At 72.8% G+C, this 15,141-nt stretch carries 14 protein-coding genes; 9 read left to right on the forward strand and 5 right to left on the reverse strand.

The genetic code is table 11. From position 1 onward, the window contains the following. Positions 1–58: 58 nt before the first annotated feature. The 3 genes from K7G60_RS13465 to K7G60_RS13475 all read left to right on the forward strand — a co-directional run bounded on the left by K7G60_RS13465 (position 59) and on the right by K7G60_RS13475 (position 2,539). A complete protein-coding gene (locus K7G60_RS13465; RefSeq protein ID WP_225801105.1) occupies positions 59–502 on the forward strand; it encodes a MarR family winged helix-turn-helix transcriptional regulator in 444 nt (147 codons plus the stop codon). A 26-nt stretch (positions 503–528) separates the two neighbouring features. Then, positions 529–1,875 (forward strand): MFS transporter, encoded by a 1,347-nt coding sequence (locus K7G60_RS13470; RefSeq protein WP_225801106.1) that lies wholly within the window; start codon positions 529–531, stop codon positions 1,873–1,875. 166 nt (positions 1,876–2,041) lie between these two features. Beyond that, entirely contained in the window at positions 2,042–2,539 is a 498-nt protein-coding gene (locus K7G60_RS13475; RefSeq protein ID WP_225801107.1) for a lamin tail domain-containing protein, read from the forward strand. A 74-nt stretch (positions 2,540–2,613) separates the two neighbouring features. Here the strand turns inward: K7G60_RS13475 and K7G60_RS13480 are convergent, their stop codons facing one another. Then, positions 2,614–3,114 carry a GNAT family N-acetyltransferase gene (locus tag K7G60_RS13480; protein ID WP_225801108.1) on the reverse strand — a complete coding sequence of 167 codons (501 nt, stop codon included), beginning with the start codon at positions 3,112–3,114 and terminating at the stop codon, positions 2,614–2,616. 83 nt (positions 3,115–3,197) lie between these two features. On the opposite strand from K7G60_RS13480, the gene K7G60_RS13485 reads away from it, so the two are divergent. The 3 genes from K7G60_RS13485 (at position 3,198) to K7G60_RS13495 (ending at position 7,268) form a co-directional block, all read left to right on the forward strand. Beyond that, the gene (locus K7G60_RS13485; RefSeq protein ID WP_225801109.1) at positions 3,198–5,450 is read left to right on the forward strand and encodes a VCBS repeat-containing protein; all 2,253 of its coding nucleotides are present in this window, start codon (positions 3,198–3,200) and stop codon (positions 5,448–5,450) included. A 67-nt stretch (positions 5,451–5,517) separates the two neighbouring features. Further along, positions 5,518–6,102 carry an RNA 2',3'-cyclic phosphodiesterase gene (gene thpR, locus K7G60_RS13490; protein ID WP_225801110.1) on the forward strand — a complete coding sequence of 195 codons (585 nt, stop codon included), beginning with the start codon at positions 5,518–5,520 and terminating at the stop codon, positions 6,100–6,102. 176 nt (positions 6,103–6,278) lie between these two features. Next, a complete protein-coding gene (locus K7G60_RS13495) occupies positions 6,279–7,268 on the forward strand; it encodes an aldo/keto reductase (protein ID WP_225801111.1) in 990 nt (329 codons plus the stop codon). A gap of 90 nt (positions 7,269–7,358) precedes the next feature. Here K7G60_RS13495 and K7G60_RS13500 read toward each other — a convergent pair whose 3' ends face one another. After that, a complete protein-coding gene (locus K7G60_RS13500) occupies positions 7,359–7,886 on the reverse strand; it encodes a MarR family winged helix-turn-helix transcriptional regulator (RefSeq protein ID WP_225801112.1) in 528 nt (175 codons plus the stop codon). Positions 7,887–7,934: 48 nt separating this feature from the next. Between K7G60_RS13500 and K7G60_RS13505 the strand changes: the two genes are divergently transcribed. Beyond that, positions 7,935–8,336, forward strand: a complete 402-nt coding sequence (locus K7G60_RS13505; protein WP_225801138.1) for a carboxymuconolactone decarboxylase family protein — start codon at positions 7,935–7,937, stop codon at positions 8,334–8,336. A 4-nt stretch (positions 8,337–8,340) separates the two neighbouring features. Here the strand turns inward: K7G60_RS13505 and K7G60_RS13510 are convergent, their stop codons facing one another. Continuing rightward, positions 8,341–9,021 (reverse strand): GDSL-type esterase/lipase family protein, encoded by a 681-nt coding sequence (locus K7G60_RS13510; RefSeq protein WP_225801113.1) that lies wholly within the window; start codon positions 9,019–9,021, stop codon positions 8,341–8,343. Positions 9,022–9,092: 71 nt separating this feature from the next. After that, positions 9,093–9,938 (reverse strand): alpha/beta fold hydrolase, encoded by an 846-nt coding sequence (locus tag K7G60_RS13515; protein WP_225801139.1) that lies wholly within the window; start codon positions 9,936–9,938, stop codon positions 9,093–9,095. Between the two features lie 71 nt (positions 9,939–10,009). Between K7G60_RS13515 and K7G60_RS13520 the strand changes: the two genes are divergently transcribed. Next, on the forward strand, positions 10,010–11,008 hold the full coding sequence (locus K7G60_RS13520; protein WP_225801114.1) for an esterase-like activity of phytase family protein: 999 nt from the start codon (positions 10,010–10,012) through the stop codon (positions 11,006–11,008). Between the two features lie 64 nt (positions 11,009–11,072). Here K7G60_RS13520 and serC read toward each other — a convergent pair whose 3' ends face one another. Continuing rightward, positions 11,073–12,191, reverse strand: coding sequence for a phosphoserine transaminase (gene serC / locus K7G60_RS13525; protein WP_225801115.1), 1,119 nt, complete (start codon positions 12,189–12,191; stop codon positions 11,073–11,075). A 51-nt stretch (positions 12,192–12,242) separates the two neighbouring features. On the opposite strand from serC, the gene K7G60_RS13530 reads away from it, so the two are divergent. Beyond that, on the forward strand, positions 12,243–15,044 hold the full coding sequence (locus tag K7G60_RS13530; RefSeq protein ID WP_225801116.1) for an FAD-binding and (Fe-S)-binding domain-containing protein: 2,802 nt from the start codon (positions 12,243–12,245) through the stop codon (positions 15,042–15,044). Positions 15,045–15,141 lie beyond the last annotated feature (97 nt).

Below are 15,141 nucleotides of genomic sequence, written 5' to 3' on the forward strand. Positions count from 1 at the left end.
GCGACGTTCGCGCGTTTCCGTTGGTACTTAGACAGAGTAATGAGTTAGTCTAATGAACATGCCTGACCTGTCCCACGGCACCGCCGACGACGCCGCGGCCGTGAACGCGCTCCGCTCCTCCGTCATGCGACTGGGCCGACGCCTCAAGCACCAGCGCGTCGACGAGTCGCTGAGCCCCACCGAGATGTCGGTGCTCGGCACCCTGTCGCTCTGCGGCTCCGCCACTCCCGGTGAGCTGGCCCGCAAGGAGCACGTCCAGCCGCCGTCGATGACCCGCATCGTCGCGCTGCTCGAAGCCAAGGGACTGGTCCGGCTCGAGCCGCACCCCGACGACCGCCGGCAGAAGGTGGTCAGCCAGACCGAGCGGGCCGAAGCCATGCTCGAGGAGTCCCGCCGCAAGCGGAACGCCTGGCTGGCCTCCCTCGCCGAGGGTCTGGACGAGGACGAGTGGGCCAAGCTGCGCGCGGCCGCCCCGGTCCTGGAGAAGCTCGCCCACCTGTAACCGAGGCGCCAAGGAGGCGACGCACTTTGAGCACGGGACCCGGAGCAGACTCCGCACCCGTCCATAAACCCACCCCCGACACCCGTGGGCGGGGAGGAACCTTCTCCTCGCTCAGGATCCGGAACTACCGGCTGTTCTTCGCCGGAGCCATCGTCTCCAACACCGGCACGTGGATGGCCCGGATCACCCAGGACTGGCTGGTCCTGAGCCTCACCGGCTCGGCCGCCGCCGTCGGCATCACGACGGCCCTCCAGTTCCTGCCGATGCTGCTCTTCGGGCTGTACGGCGGCGTCATCGCCGACCGCTACCCCAAGCGGCGCCTGCTCCTCGTCAGCCAGGCCGCCCTCGGGCTGTGCGGGCTCGCGCTCGCCGTCCTCACCCTTTCCGGCTCCGTCCAGGTCTGGCACGTCTACCTGATCGCCTTCCTGCTGGGCATGGTCACGGTCGTCGACAACCCCGCCCGGCAGACCTTCGTCTCCGAGATGGTCGGCCCCCGGCAGCTGCGCAACGCCGTCTCCCTGAACTCGGCGAACTTCCAGTCCGCCCGGCTCATCGGCCCCGCCGTCGCCGGCGTCCTCATCGCCGGGGTCGGCAGCGGTTGGGCCTTCCTCCTCAACGGCCTCTCCTTCCTCGCCCCGCTCGCGAGCCTCCTGCTCATGCGGACGAGCGAGCTCCACAAGGTGGAGCGCGCCCCGCGCGGCAAGGGGCAGCTGCGCGAGGGGCTGCGGTACGTGGCCGGGCGGCCCGATCTGATCTGGCCGATCGTGCTCGTCGGCTTCATCGGGACCTTCGGGTTCAACTTCCCGATCTGGCTCACCGCCTTCTCCGGCGACGTCTTCCATGTCGGCGCCGGTTCGTACGGCTTCCTCAACACCCTGATGGCGGCCGGCTCCCTCGTCGGAGCCCTCGCCGCGGCCCGCCGCGGTTCGACCCGGCTGCGGATGCTGGTCGTCGCCGCGGGCGTCTTCGGCGTCCTGGAGATCGCGGCCGCGCTGTCGCCGGCGTTCTGGCTGTTCGCGCTGCTGCTCGTGCCGATCGGCCTGCTCGGCCTCACGGTGAACATCACCGCGAACTCGGCCGTCCAGATGGCCACCGACCCCGCCATGCGCGGGCGGGTCATGAGCCTGTACATGATGGTCTTCGCCGGCGGCACGCCGATCGGAGCCCCGCTGCTCGGCTGGGTCACCGACACGTACGGCGCCCGCACCGGCTTCGCCGCGGGCGGAGCGATCTCGCTCGCCGCGGCGGTCCTCGTGGGGCTGGTCCTGGCCCGGGTCGGCGGCCTCAAGGTCGCGATGGGCTGGCGCCGGGGGCACCCGACCCTCCGCTTCGTCCCGAACGAGCGTCGCGGAGCCCTGGCGACGGCGGCCTGACCCCGCTTCCCGCACGCGACGGCGCTCACGAGCGCGGCGCCGTCGCGCGGGATCCGGATCGCACGCATGTGCGGCACCGCCGATCCGGCCGTTCGCCTGACCGGCGGTGAAGATCCTGTGTATGTTGAGCGCCGCTCAAGCGTTCGACAGCCACAGGAGGCTCCACTTGCGCAAGCGCTCCGCCATAGCCGCGGCCCTCGCCGCCGGCACCCTGGCCGCCCTCGTCACCGCCGCTCCGGCCCAGGCCACCGAATACTCCTCGGCGCTGAAGATCAAGGCGGTCCAGTACGACGCCCCCGGCCCGGACTCCAACCGCTGCTCCGGTGGCAACACCGCGGCCGAGTACGTCACCATCAAGAACTACTCCTCGACGGCCACGGTGAACCTCAAGGGCTACACCGTGAGGGACGCCGTCGGGAACTCGTACACGTTCCGGATCAACCACTACCTCCAGCCGGGCGATTACGTCCGGCTGCGCGGCAACTACGGCACCGAGTCGGACGCCAACAACGTCGCCTACCGCAACAACTGCAACTTCATCTGGAACAACGACCGCGACACCATCAAGCTGATCAAGCCGGGCGGCGCCTACGCCGACGTGCACTCGTACACCAAGAGCGGCAACGACGCCGACGGCAACGGCTACATCAGCTTCCACAGCTGATCCGCCGGGCGCGGGGCCCGTCCGCGGCGACCGGACCTCGCGCCACCGGCCGCGGCCGGTGGCGGTGCCGGGCCTCAGAAGCGGCGTTCCAACACCTGCCCCGGCCAGTCGCCGACCGCGAACGCCGTGGTGCGGGTGAAGCCCTGCTTCTCGTAGTACTCGATCAGGCGGCCCTCGCTGCCCGCGAAGCAGTCCACCCTGAGGAGGGAGACCCTCCGGCGCCGGGTCTCCTCCGCCGCGTGGGCCAGGAGCGCCGCCCCCACCCCGTGGCCGTGGAAGTCCGCGTCCGTGGCCAGGAGGCGTACGTACACCTCCGGCTCGCCGGCGGGTTCGACGTACTGGCCGGGGTGCGGCGTCAGCGTCATCGTGCCCGCCGGAACGCCGTCGATCTCCGCGATCCACGGGTCGCCCTCGGACATCGTCCGCGCGACCTGCTCGACCGCCCTGGGGCGGGTGGAGAACGGCTCCGTGCCCCACTGGGCCGTGATGCCCCTGCCGTTCAGCCAGACGACCGCGCTGTCGAGTATCGCGAGCATCGCGGGGAGGTCCTCCGCCCCGCCCTTCCGGATCTTCATGCCGGAGAGGTTAGCCGTACAACCTTTCGACGGGGTGGGGAGTCGTAAAGGGCGTATCCATGGGGTTAGGGGAGGAACACACCTTGCGTACTGCTTTGTCGCGCCGTGTCTCGATGTCGGTGGGGGTCGTCCTGGCGGTGGTCGCCAGCACCCCGTTCCTCGGACCGGCGGCCACGGCCGCTCCCACGCCGACGGCCGCGGTGGCACCGGCCGCCGAGACCGCCACCGCGCCGATCCAGGTGCCGTTCCTGGCATCGGGCGGAGACGTGCTCGGTGCCGGGAAGACCGGGTTCCTCACCCGTGACGCGGACGGTGTCGAGCGTTGGACGCGGTACTCGGACGGGGTCTCGAAGGTCGTCGGTGGAGACGGTTACGGCGTCCTCGGCTCGGCCTCGGACATCGTGGTGACGACCAAGGCCCGGCTCCAGCGGTACGGCATCGAGTCGGCGACGGCGTACGACATGGAGACCGGCGCGGCTCCCGTCACGTTCGGAGGGTTCGAGGGATACGTCAGGGGCGGGGTGGGCGCCGCCCTCTTCGACGAGGACACGGACAACAACATCCGGCTCGTCACCAAGGACGGGAGCCGCGACATCGCGGGGCTGGAGAACCCGGTCCCCTGGTTCTCCGTCTCCGACAGCCTGCCGGACACCGCCCTCGTCCTCCACCCCGGCAACGAGACGACCGGCAGGAGCCTGCTGGTCGTCGATCTCGTCGGCGCCCGCGTCAGCGAGAAGTACCCCGAGAGCGCCGGCGTCACCATGACGGGAGCCTCGCTCACGAAGGACCGCGTCGTGTGGGTGGAGAAGGCGAAGGCGGACGGGAAGACCGTCCTCGCCACGGCCGGGCGAGGCTCGACCGACGTGACGCGGGTGCCCCTGCCTTACGACCACATCACGCCGGTCGACGGCGGTCTGATGGGCGACTGGCTCGTGGCCTCGGGCGACCCCGAGACCGGGGGCGGGGCCGCGGGCGGCCTCAGCGCCTACCCCCTCGCGGACGGGACCCCGGTCGAGCTCCTCGACTACGCCGAGGACATCCAGAAGTCGGCTGACGGCACGCTGCTGGTCCTCGGGACCACCGCCGACCGGGGGCCCGGCGTCTACCGGATCGCGGTCGGCGCGGACGGGAAGCCGGCCGCCGAGCTGATCGCCTCCACCGGCGAGCCGCCCGCGCCCACCACCCCGATCAGCTTCACGAGCGCGGCCGTACCGGCCGCCCTCGACCTCGACGGTGTCGCGAAGACCCGTCTGAGCTGGAAGTTCTCCACCACCAAGGCCGATCTCACCATCGAGTTCAAGCACCGGGCCTCCGGGAGGCTCTTCAGGACGGCCGTCCGTCCCCGGGCGACGGGCACGGGCGTCTACCCCGACGGTTCGCTCGGCATCGACTGGGCCGGGGAGACGGGGTGGGACGGCAATTTCGTGATGGCCGCCCGCAACGGCGCGTACGACTGGAAGGTGACGGCCAGGCCCTGGAACGGGATGCCGTCCGTGACGGCCACCGGCAGCTTCGAGGTGAAGCGTTCGCCGCAGCTGCACGACGACAGCGACAACGGTTCGCCGGACGTGTTCGCACGTCGGACCACCGGTGACCTCGACGCCTTCGACACGCGCTGGGACGACGCCACGGGACGGCTCGTCACCGGCTACAAGTACACATCGGCGGTCTGGGGTGGCGACTGGAACACCTACGACCGCATCGAGTCCGCGGGTGACATCGCCGGTACCCAGGTCTTCGACACCGTCGCCCGTGACAAGTCCGGTGTCCTCTGGCTGCACCAGGGGGACCACGTGTCGACGCAGCACTCGCCCACGCGGATCGGCTGGGGCTGGGGGATCTACAACCAGCTGGCCGGCGGCAGCGATCTGACCGGCGACGGCAGGGCGGACCTGGTCGCGGTGGACAAGGCGGGAGGCCTCTACCTCTACAAGGGGACGGGGTCGGCGTCGGCGCCGTTCGCCCCCCGGGTGAAGACCGGCTGGGGCTGGGAGACCTACAACCAGATCACGGCCGTGGGCAACGTGGCCGGCGGTCCCGCGGGAGACCTGGTCGCGCGGGACAAGGCGGGCGTGCTCTGGCTGCACCTCGGCAAGGGGGACGGCACGTACGCCTCCCGCGTCAAGATCGGCGCCGGCTGGAACGAGTACACCGACCTGGTCGGCATCGGTGACGCGAACAAGGACGGGCGCCCCGACCTCTACGTCCGTGCGGCCGGGACGAACAAGGCGTACTTCTACGCCGGTACGGGCAACTGGCGGGCGCCCTTCGCGCCGCGCGCGGCCACTCAGGTCGGGGTCGCTCCGGCCGGGACGACGTACAACCAGGTCTTCTGACCCGTCCGGCCGACGGGCCCGGGGCGTACGGGCGGCCCCGGGCCCGTCGGCCTGCCAGACTCCCCCCATGAGGCTTTTCGCCGCCGTCGTGCCCCCGCCGGAGCAGCTGGACGAGCTCGGAAGCGTCGTCGACCGGCTGCGCCGGCTGCCCGGCGCGGACGGGCTCCGCTGGACCTCGCGGCCCGGCTGGCATCTCACCCTCGCCTTCATGGGCGAGGTCGACGAGGAGCTGCTGCCCGAGCTGCGGACGCGGCTCGAACGGGCCGCGCACCGGACGCCGTCGTTCCCGCTGCGGCTGCACGGCGGCGGGCACTTCGGGCGGCGCACCCTGTGGGCCGGGGTCGCCGGGGACCTGGACGCGCTGCGGCTCCTCGCCGAGCGGTCCGACGCCGCCGCGCGCCGGGCCGGGGTCGCGATGGACGAGCACCGGCGCTACCACGGGCACCTGACCCTCGGGCGGGCCCGGGGGCTGGGCGCGGGGCTCGGTTCCTTCGTGGAGGAGCTCGGCTCCTTCGAGGGCGGGCGGTGGTCCGTGACGGAGCTCGTGCTCGTGCGGTCGTACCTGCCGGGGGGCGGGGTGCCGGGGGAGCAGCCCCGGTACGAGGTCGTGGGTTCCTGGCCCCTTGAGGGGCGCGAGGAGCGCTCGGGTTAACCTCGTCGGGTGGACCCGAAGACCCGTAACCGGATCATGGCCGGTGTGCTCGTACTGATGTTCGCGATCGTCGCGGTGGCGTCGCTGCTCGGCCGGTAGCCCCTGGTGACCGGGCCCTGCCACGCCGTGGGAAGGGCCTTGCTTCGAGTGCGCTCGAAGCAGTTGGCTTGGCGACCATGGAGTACACGCAGCTCGGACGCACCGGACTCAAGGTCAGCCGACTCGTCCTCGGGACGATGAACTTCGGACCGCAGACGGACGAAGCCACCAGTCACGCCATCATGGACACCGCCCTCGACGCGGGACTCAACTTCTTCGACACCGCCAACGTGTATGGGTGGGGTGAGAACAAGGGCCGTACGGAGGAGATCATCGGCTCCTGGTTCGCCAAGGGCGACGGCCGCCGTGACAAGACCGTCCTCGCCACCAAGGTCTACGGGAACATGGGCCCCGACGGCGAGGCCTGGCCCAACCACGACAAGCTCTCGGCGCTCAACATCCGCAGGGCCGTGGAGGCCAGCCTCAAGCGGCTCGGCACGGACTACATCGACGTGTACCAGTTCCACCACGTCGACCGCGCGACTCCCTTCGAGGAGATCTGGCAGGCCGTCGACGTCCTCATCCAGCAGGGCAAGGTGCTGTACGCGGGCTCCTCGAACTTCCCCGGGTACAAGATCGCCCAGGCCAACGAGACGGCCGCCCGGCGGGGCTCGGTCGGGCTCGTCAGCGAGCAGTGCCTCTACAACCTCTTCGAGCGGCGCGCCGAGATGGAGGTGATCCCGGCCGCGCAGGAGTACGGCCTCGGGGTCATCCCCTGGTCGCCGCTGCACGGCGGTCTGCTCGGCGGCGTCCTGAAGAAGGAGACCGAGGGCAAGCGGCGCACGGAGGGGCGCGCGGCGGCCACGCTGGCCGACCCGGCGGTGCGGGCGCAGCTCCAGGCGTACGAGGACCTGCTGGACAAGCACGGCCTGCAGCCCGGCGAGACGGCTCTGGCGTGGCTGCTCACCCGGCCCGGTGTGACCGGCCCGATCGTCGGTCCCCGCACTCCGGAGCAGCTGGCGGGCGCGCTGGCCGCCCTGGAGCTGGAGCTGAGCGAGGAGGTGCTGGCCGGGCTCGACGAGATCTTCCCCGGGCCGGGGCCGTCCCCGGAGGCCTTCGCCTGGTGACCCCTGCCTGAGGGATCGCCTGTCACTGGGGGTGACCCGTTCCTGCGGGGCCCTGTTCCTGCGGAGCCCCTTTCCCGAGGGGCCCCGCCCCTAAGGGGCCCCCAGCCAGCTCGTGGCGTCCAGGCGGAACGCCGTCTCGGCGGGGACGACGTTCCGCAGGGCCGCCTCCATGTCCCGGACGCGGTCCCCGCCGAGGGCGGCGATCCATTCCGCCCGCAGGTCGTCGAAGATCGCGGCGGAGCGGGCGAGGGCGTCGTACCCGTGCGGGGTGAGCCGGACGAGTTTGCGGCGGGCGTCGGCGGGGTCGTCGGCGCGCTCGGCGTAGCCGGCGGCGAGCAGGCGGTCGACGGTCTTGCCGGCGGCCTGCTTGGAGACGCCGAGGCGCCGTCCGATGTCGCTGGCGGTGGCGCCGTGGACCCCGATGGCCTGCATGGCGAAGCCGTGGGCGGGGCGCATGTCGGGGTGGCCCTCGTCGGCGAGGCGGGCGTGCAGCCGGTCGATGAGGGTGCGGAAGCCGCCGAAGAGGAGCAGGGGCAGCTCGTAGCCGGGGGTGTCGGGCACCCCCTTGCGCGAATCGACAACCTGGTTTACGTTTTCTCCAACGACATGGTCAACCATGTTGTCCATTCTAGATCCGGGGGAACCGAGTTGTCCGCACCCGTCGACATGTCCGCCCGCACCGCCGCCGCCGTCGCCCTCCTCAAGGAGTCCCCGGAGACCCTCGACGGCTTCCTCAGGCTCGGCGCGGTCTTCGAGTCCACCACCCTCGACCCGCACTCCCGCGAGACCGTCATCCTGACCGTCGCCGAGCGCAACCAGTGCCACCTCTGCGTCGACATGCACGAGGCGAAGATGGCCGCCCTCGGGCCGGCCCCCGACGCCGAACGCCTCGCCGCCGTCAGGACGTTCACCCTCCGGGTCCTCGCCTCCTCCGGCGCGGTGAGCGGCGAGGACCTCGCCGCCTTCGAGAAGGCCGGCTACACCCGCCGCAACGCCCTGGAGGTCGTCCTCGGCATCGGCACGTACACGGTGTCGACCTTCGCCAACCGCCTCACACGAGCCGCCTGAGCCGTCAGGAGCCGTACGGGCCGCCCAGGCCCCACGCCTGGTGCATCGCCTCGGCGAAGGCCGCGGCCAGCTTGCGCTCGCCGCTCGGGCCGGGGTGGGTGCCGTCGTACGTGTCGGTCCCCAGGTCGTACGACTCCGGGGCCGTCGCGAGCAGCAGCGGCGAGGCGGCCGTGTCCAGGTCGGCGACCGCCTTCGCCAGGAGCTCGTTGAAGCGGGCGCACTCGGCGGCGAACGGCGCGTCGTACCCGGCGCGGACGTTCGGGATGACCGGCAGGAGCGCGGCCCGGACGTGCGGGTTCGCCGCCCGCGCGGCCGCCACGAACGCCCGGACGTTCTCCTCCGTCTGGTCGCTGTTCGTGTAGAAGCCCAGGTCGATCAGACCGAGGGAGATCAGCAGCACGTCCGCCCCCGTGGCCGCGACCGTCTCGCCGATCACGGGGGCCATGTGCAGCCAGCCCTCGCCCCAGCCCGCCAGATGGCGCCGGGCGGCCGCGGGGAACGCGGGGTCGGGGTACGCCTCCGACGACGGGGCGTCGGCGGCGGGGTCGTACAGGCCGGAGCGCGGACCGACGATCTCGTACCCGCCCGGGAGCTTCGCCTCCAGGTGCTCCCACATGCGGTAACGCCAGGTCCAGTCGCCGGCGCGTCCGATGGTCATGCTGTCGCCGACGAACAGAAAACGCATGGTCGTATCATCGCGGACCGCGTCCTGGGCCTGCGACGTGATCCGGGACACGGGATCCCGGATCCAGCCGCCTACCCCAGGAACCCGTCCACGGTCCCCGCCACCCACTCCGCGTCGTCGTGCCACGGGAAGTGCCCCGCTCCCGCCAGGACCGCGAGCTCCGCCTTCGGGAAAAGCGCCGCGTACGCCGTGGCCGTCGGCACCGGCGTGTTCGCGTCGCCCTCCCCGGCCACGACCAGCACCGGCCGCCCGAACTCCGCGAACACCGCGCGCGTGGCCTCCGGTTCGAAGGCGCCCTCGCTCGCGTAGACCCCCGCGGCCTCCCCGTTCCGCCGCAGGTGGCTCTCGGCGTGCCGCTCCCGTGCCGCCTCGTCCCAGGTCCCGTGGAAGAACGGCGCCACCGCCCGGAAGGTCTCCGCGGAACCGCGCCCCGCCGCCGACTCCTCCAGGGCCGCGTACGCCGCACCGAACCACGGCTCCTCCTCGCGCCACGCCTGCCGCGCCGCCGCGAGCCGCTCCTCTCCGCTCGTCTCCAGTCCGACCGCCGCAGTGCCCGGCGCGAGGAGGACGAGCCGGGCCACCCGGTCCGGGTGGCGGGCCGTGTACAGCGCGGCCAGGTTCGCGCCCGCCGAGTGCCCGAGGAGGTCGATCGTGTCGAGCCCGAGGTGCACGCGCAGCGCCTCGACGTCCTCGACCTGCCGGTCGCAGCGGTACGAGGCCGGGTCATCCGGCACCGCGGAGGCGCCGGTGCCCCGCAGGTCGAGACGGACCGGGGTGCGGCGGGCGTCGGGCCCGCCGATGCCGCCCAGATAGGCGGAGTCCTGCATGGGGCCGCCGGGCAGGCAGAGCAGCGGGGCGCCGGAACCGGACGCGTGGTACGCGAGCGGGGTCCCGTCGGGAGCGGAGAAGGTGGGCATGGCCGCGACCATGGCAGGGGCCCCGGTGCTGGTCAACCGGGTTTCCGTTCGGTCGTGGCAGGCTTGATCCCATGCGATCTGCTCTGTGCGCCCTCGGCGCGGCCGCCGCCCTCGCACTGCTCCCGGCCGGCCATGCCCGTGCCCAAGGGCAGGAACCCGACCGGGACTTCACGATCGAGGACGCCCGGATCACCGAGTCCAGCGGCCTCGCCGCGAGCCGGGCCCACCCCGGGATCTACTGGACGCACAACGACCAGGACGCGCCCCTGATCTACGGCATCGACTCCCGCACGGGAAAGACCGTCGCCACCCTCACCATGGCCGGCGTCGGCACCCCCCGCGACATGGAGGCGATCGCCGTCGGCCCGGACGGCGACATCTACGTCGGCGACATCGGCGACAACCTCGACGGCTCCTGGGACCACGTCTGGATCTACCGCTTCCCCGAGCCGGAGACCCTGCGGGACCAGACCGTCCGGGCGAAGCAGTACGTGGTGAAGTACGCCGACGGGGCCCGCAACGCCGAGGCCCTGATGGTCCATCCGAAGACCGGCCGGGTCTACATCGCGAGCAAGAACGAGGACGGCGGCGGCCTGTACGCGGGCCCCGAGCGGCTCTCCTCGTCCGGCACGAACGTCTTCCGGCGCGTCGGCGAGGTGCCCTGGGTGACGGACGGCGCCTTCTCCCCGGACGGCGACCGGCTCGTCCTGCGCGGCTACTTCACGGCCAAGGAGTACGCCTGGAAGGACGGCCGCCTCGGCGACGGGGGCACGGCGGTCGGGGCCCCCTTCCAGGGCCAGGCCGAGTCGGTGACGTACACCCCGGACGGCTCGGCCTTCATGTTCGGCTCGGAGGGGAGGAACAGCCGGGTGGTGCGCGTCGAGCGGACGGGGTCGTCCGGACCCTCGGGCGGCCCCTCGGACCCGCCCGCCTCGCGGACGCCGGGAGCGCCGAAGTCCCCGACGGCGCAGGGCGAGGGCGGCCAGGGGAGCGCCACCACCGGCTTCCTCGTCCTCGCCGGGGCCACCGTCCTCGTCCTCGGCGTCAAGCGCCTCCTGCGGAAGGGGTAGCCGGGAACGCCGGAGGGCCCGGCGTCGGTCGTGTCCGATGCCGGGCCCTCCGCGCGACCAGGGGTCAGAGCTTCTCGATGACGTAGTCGACGCAGGCCGTCAGGGCCCGCACGTCCGCCGGGTCGATCGCCGGGAACATCGCGATCCGCAGCTGGTTGCGGCCCAGCTTGCGGTACGGCTCGGTGTCCACGATGCCGTTGGCGCGCAGCACCTTGGCGACCGCCGCCGCGTCGATCTCGTCCGCGAAGTCGATCGTGCCGATGACCTGCGAGCGCTTCGCCGGGTCGGTGACGAACGGGGTCGCGTGCTTCGACTCCTCGGCCCAGGTGTACAGGGCGTCCGAGGACTCCTTCGTCCGGGCCACCGCCCAGTCCAGACCGCCCTGGCCGTTGATCCACTTCAGCTGCTCGTTGAGCAGGAAGAGGGTCGAAAGGGCCGGGGTGTTGTACGTCTGGTTCTTCAGCGAGTTGTCGATCGCCGTCGGGAGGGAGAAGAACTCGGGGACGTGCCGGCCCGAGCCGTGGACCTTCTGCGCCCGCTCCAGGGCGGCCGGGGAGAAGACCGCGAGCCACAGGCCGCCCTCGGCGGCGAAGGACTTCTGCGGGGCGAAGTAGTAGACGTCCGTCTCGGTGATGTCGACCGGGAGGCCGCCCGCGCCCGAGGTCGCGTCGACCAGGACGAGCGCGCCCTCGTCGGCGCCCGCGACCCGCTTGATCGGGGCGGCGACACCGGTGGAGGTCTCGTTGTGGGTGTACGCGTAGACGTCGACGCCCGCCTCGGCCACCGGCTCCGGGTGGGTGCCCGGGTCGGAGGAGATCACGGTCGGCTCGGCAAGCCAGGGAGCCAGCTTGGCGGCCTTCGCGAACTTGGAGGAGAACTCGCCGAAGGTGAGGTGCTGCGACTTGTTCTCGATGAGACCGTGGGTCGCGACGTCCCAGAAGGCGGTGGAGCCGCCGTTGCCCAGGATCACCTCGTAGCCCTCGGGCAGCGAGAAGAGGTCGGAGATGCCGGCACGTACCTCGCCGACCAGGTTCTTGACCGGAGCCTGGCGGTGGGACGTGCCGAGGAGGGAGGTGCCGGTGGCGGCCAGGGCGTCCAGCGCCTCCGTACGCACCTTGGAGGGGCCCGCGCCGAAACGGCCGTCGGCGGGCTTGATGTCAGCGGGAATCTGGATCTCAGCCACGAGGCGGAGAGTATCGGGTCGCGGAGGCGCCGGTCGCCGGATGTCCGCCCGATGAGACGAGAAGTGGGACATCCTGGCGTTGTGGGAAGACACGAGGAAGACCCGTCCGGACTCGCCGCCGACCTGCGTGCCGCCGTCGCCGGAGAGGTCGACTTCTCCGTCACCGCCAGGGCCCTGGCGACGATGGACGCCTCCAACTACCGCCGCGTTCCGGCCGGTACGGTCGCTCCGCGCGACGCCGCCGACGTCGCCGCGGCCCTGGAGGTGTGCCGGGCGCACGGCACCACGCCGGTCGTCGCGCGGGGTGCCGGGACCTCGATCGGGGGCCAGGCGACCGGCACCGGCGTCGTGCTCGACCTCACACGGCACATGGGCGGGATCGTCTCGCTGGACCCCGGGGAGCGGACGGCCGTCGTCCGGCCGGGACTCGTCCTCGACCGGCTGCGGGCCGCCGCCCGCCCCCACGGGCTGACCTTCGGACCCGACCCGTCCACGCACAGCCGCTGCACCCTCGGCGGCATGATCGGCAACAACGCGTGCGGGGCGCACTCGGTCGCCTGGGGGACCACGGCGGACAACGTGCGCTCGCTCGAAGTGGTGACGTACCGGGGTGAGGAGTTGACGCTGGGGACGGGGGGACGGGGCGCGCCCGCCGGACTCCTCGACCTCGTCGACCGACACCTCGCCCTCCTGCGGACCGGCTACCCGGCCGGTCTGCCGCGCCGGATCTCCGGCTACGCCCTCGACGCGCTGCTCCCCGAGCGGGGCGTCGACGTGGCCCGCTCCTTCTGCGGCAGCGAGGGCACGCTCGGGGTGGTGACGGAGGCGACGGTCGCGCTCGTCCCGCTGCCCGCCGAGCCGGTGCTCGTGGTCCTCGGGTACGCGGACGAGGGCGCGGCGGCGGACGCGGCCGCCGGGCTGCTCCCGTACGGCCCGCTGACGGTGGAGGGCATGGCGGCCGATCTCGTACGGGGTGCTTCCGGGCTGCCGAAGGGCGGTGCGTGGCTGTTCTGCGAGGTGGACGGGGAGACGGCGGCCCGGGCGCTGGTCCGGGCGGCGGACGCCGTCGACGCGGCCGTCGTGCGGGAGGCGGCCGGGCAGCGGGCGCTGTGGCGGATCCGGGAGGACGCGGCGGGGACGGCGACCCGGATGACGGGGGGCGGGGACGCCTGGCCGGGCTGGGAGGACTGCGCGGTGCCGCCCGCGCGGCTCGGCGCGTACCTCCGTGAATTCCGCGCCCTGCTGGCGGACTTCGGCCTCCGGGGAGTCCCCTACGGGCACTTCGGGGACGGGTGCGTGCACGTGCGGATCGACTTCGACCTGTGGACGGGGAAGGGCGTACGGGACTTCCGCCGGTTCTCGGAGGCGGTCGCCGACCTCGTGGTCGCCCACGGCGGCTCGCTCTCCGGCGAGCACGGCGACGGGCAGGCGCGGGCCGAACTGCTGCCGAGGATGTACGGCGAGGAACTGGTCGGCCTCTTCGGCGCGGTCAAGGACGTGTGGGACCCGGACGGCGGCCTCAACCCGGGGATGCTGGTGCGGCCGCGCCCGCTCGACGAGGGACTGCGGTTCGAGGGGCTGCCCCTGGTGGGGGTGGGGCGCGCCGCCGCCCGGTGCGTCGGGGTGGCCAAGTGCCGGGTGGACGGGCCGGGCACGGGCCCGGGCGTGATGTGTCCCTCGTACCGGGCGACGGGGGAGGAGAAGCACTCCACCCGGGGCCGGGCGCGGCTCCTCCACGAGATGGCGCTCGGCGAGGTGATCACCGACGGCTGGCGCTCGGAGGAGGTCCGGGAGGCGCTCGACCTGTGCCTGTCGTGCAAGGGCTGCCGCAGCGACTGCCCGGTGGGCGTCGACATGGCCGCGTACAAGGCGGAGTTCCTCGACCGGCACTACGCGGGCCCCGGCGGCCTGCTGCGCCGGCCGCGCTCGCACTGGACGATGGGCCGGCTGCCGGGATGGCTGGCGCACTTCGGGCGGGGGCTGAACGCGGCGATGGGGCTGCCGTTCGCGGCGCGGCTCGCGGGGGTGACGCCGGAGCGGACGATGCCGAGGGTGGCGGAACGGTCCTTCGCGTACTGGTTCGCCCAACGCGCCTCGAACCGCCCGCCGTCCCTCACCCTGTGGCCGGACACCTTCACGAACTTCCTGGCCCCGGAGGTCGGCGAGGCGGCCGTCCGCGTCCTGGAGGACGCCGGCCTGGGGGTGGAGCTGCCGCCGGGGCGGGTCTGCTGCGGGCTGACGTACGTGTCGACGGGGCAGCTGGGGGCGGCCCGGAAGGTGATGCGGCGGACGCTGGACGTGACGGGGGAGGTGGCGGGGCCCGTCGTCGTCCTCGAACCCTCCTGCGCGGCGACCCTCCGCACCGACCTGCCCGAGCTGATGGCGGACGACCCCCGCGCGGCGCGCCTGGCGGGGACGGTCCGCACCTTCGCGGAGGCCCTGGAGGAGCTGGCCCCCGACTGGACCCCGCCCCGCCTGGACCGCCCGGTCACCGGCCAGACCCACTGCCACCAGCACGCCGTCCTGGGCGACGCGGCCGACCGCCGCCTCCGCTCCCGCGCCGGCCTCACGGGCGACCTCGCGGGCGGCTGCTGCGGCCTGGCGGGCAACTTCGGCTTCGAACCGGGCCACTACGAGGTCTCGGTCGCGTGCGCGGAGGACCAGCTCCTTCCGGCGCTGCGTGCCGCCGGGGGCGCGACGGTCCTGGCGGACGGCTTCTCCTGCAGGACCCAGATCGCCGAGCTGACGGCCTCGCGGGGGCGACACCTGGCGGAGGTGCTGGCGGAGGGACTGGACGAGGGGGCGGGCGCGGGACCGGACGAGGGGTCGGGGCCGGGCCCGTCGGTGCCTTGACGCCGAGCCGGGGCGCGGGTGAAGGCCGGTGCGGCCGGAACACCTGCGACCGCCTCTTCCGAGCAGGCCGGGGGCCCGGCTCCGTGGGGGTGCGGAG

This window comes from Streptomyces sp. NK15101 (genome assembly GCF_020400725.1).
Taxonomy (GTDB): domain Bacteria; phylum Actinomycetota; class Actinomycetes; order Streptomycetales; family Streptomycetaceae; genus Streptomyces.

Excerpts from the sequence above, each read along its gene's own strand:
- K7G60_RS13530 (WP_225801116.1), top strand. The coding sequence starts at position 12,243 with ATGAGACGAGAAGTGGGACATCCTGGCGTTGTGGGAAGACACGAGGAA.
- K7G60_RS13515 (WP_225801139.1), bottom strand. The coding sequence starts at position 9,938 with ATGCCCACCTTCTCCGCTCCCGACGGGACCCCGCTCGCGTACCACGCG.
- K7G60_RS13500 (WP_225801112.1), bottom strand. The coding sequence starts at position 7,886 with ATGGTTGACCATGTCGTTGGAGAAAACGTAAACCAGGTTGTCGATTCG.
- K7G60_RS13505 (WP_225801138.1), top strand. The coding sequence starts at position 7,935 with ATGTCCGCCCGCACCGCCGCCGCCGTCGCCCTCCTCAAGGAGTCCCCG.
- K7G60_RS13465 (WP_225801105.1), top strand. The coding sequence starts at position 59 with ATGCCTGACCTGTCCCACGGCACCGCCGACGACGCCGCGGCCGTGAAC.
- K7G60_RS13480 (WP_225801108.1), bottom strand. The coding sequence starts at position 3,114 with ATGAAGATCCGGAAGGGCGGGGCGGAGGACCTCCCCGCGATGCTCGCG.
- K7G60_RS13495 (WP_225801111.1), top strand. The coding sequence starts at position 6,279 with ATGGAGTACACGCAGCTCGGACGCACCGGACTCAAGGTCAGCCGACTC.
- thpR (WP_225801110.1), top strand. The coding sequence starts at position 5,518 with ATGAGGCTTTTCGCCGCCGTCGTGCCCCCGCCGGAGCAGCTGGACGAG.
- K7G60_RS13520 (WP_225801114.1), top strand. The coding sequence starts at position 10,010 with ATGCGATCTGCTCTGTGCGCCCTCGGCGCGGCCGCCGCCCTCGCACTG.
- K7G60_RS13510 (WP_225801113.1), bottom strand. The coding sequence starts at position 9,021 with ATGCGTTTTCTGTTCGTCGGCGACAGCATGACCATCGGACGCGCCGGC.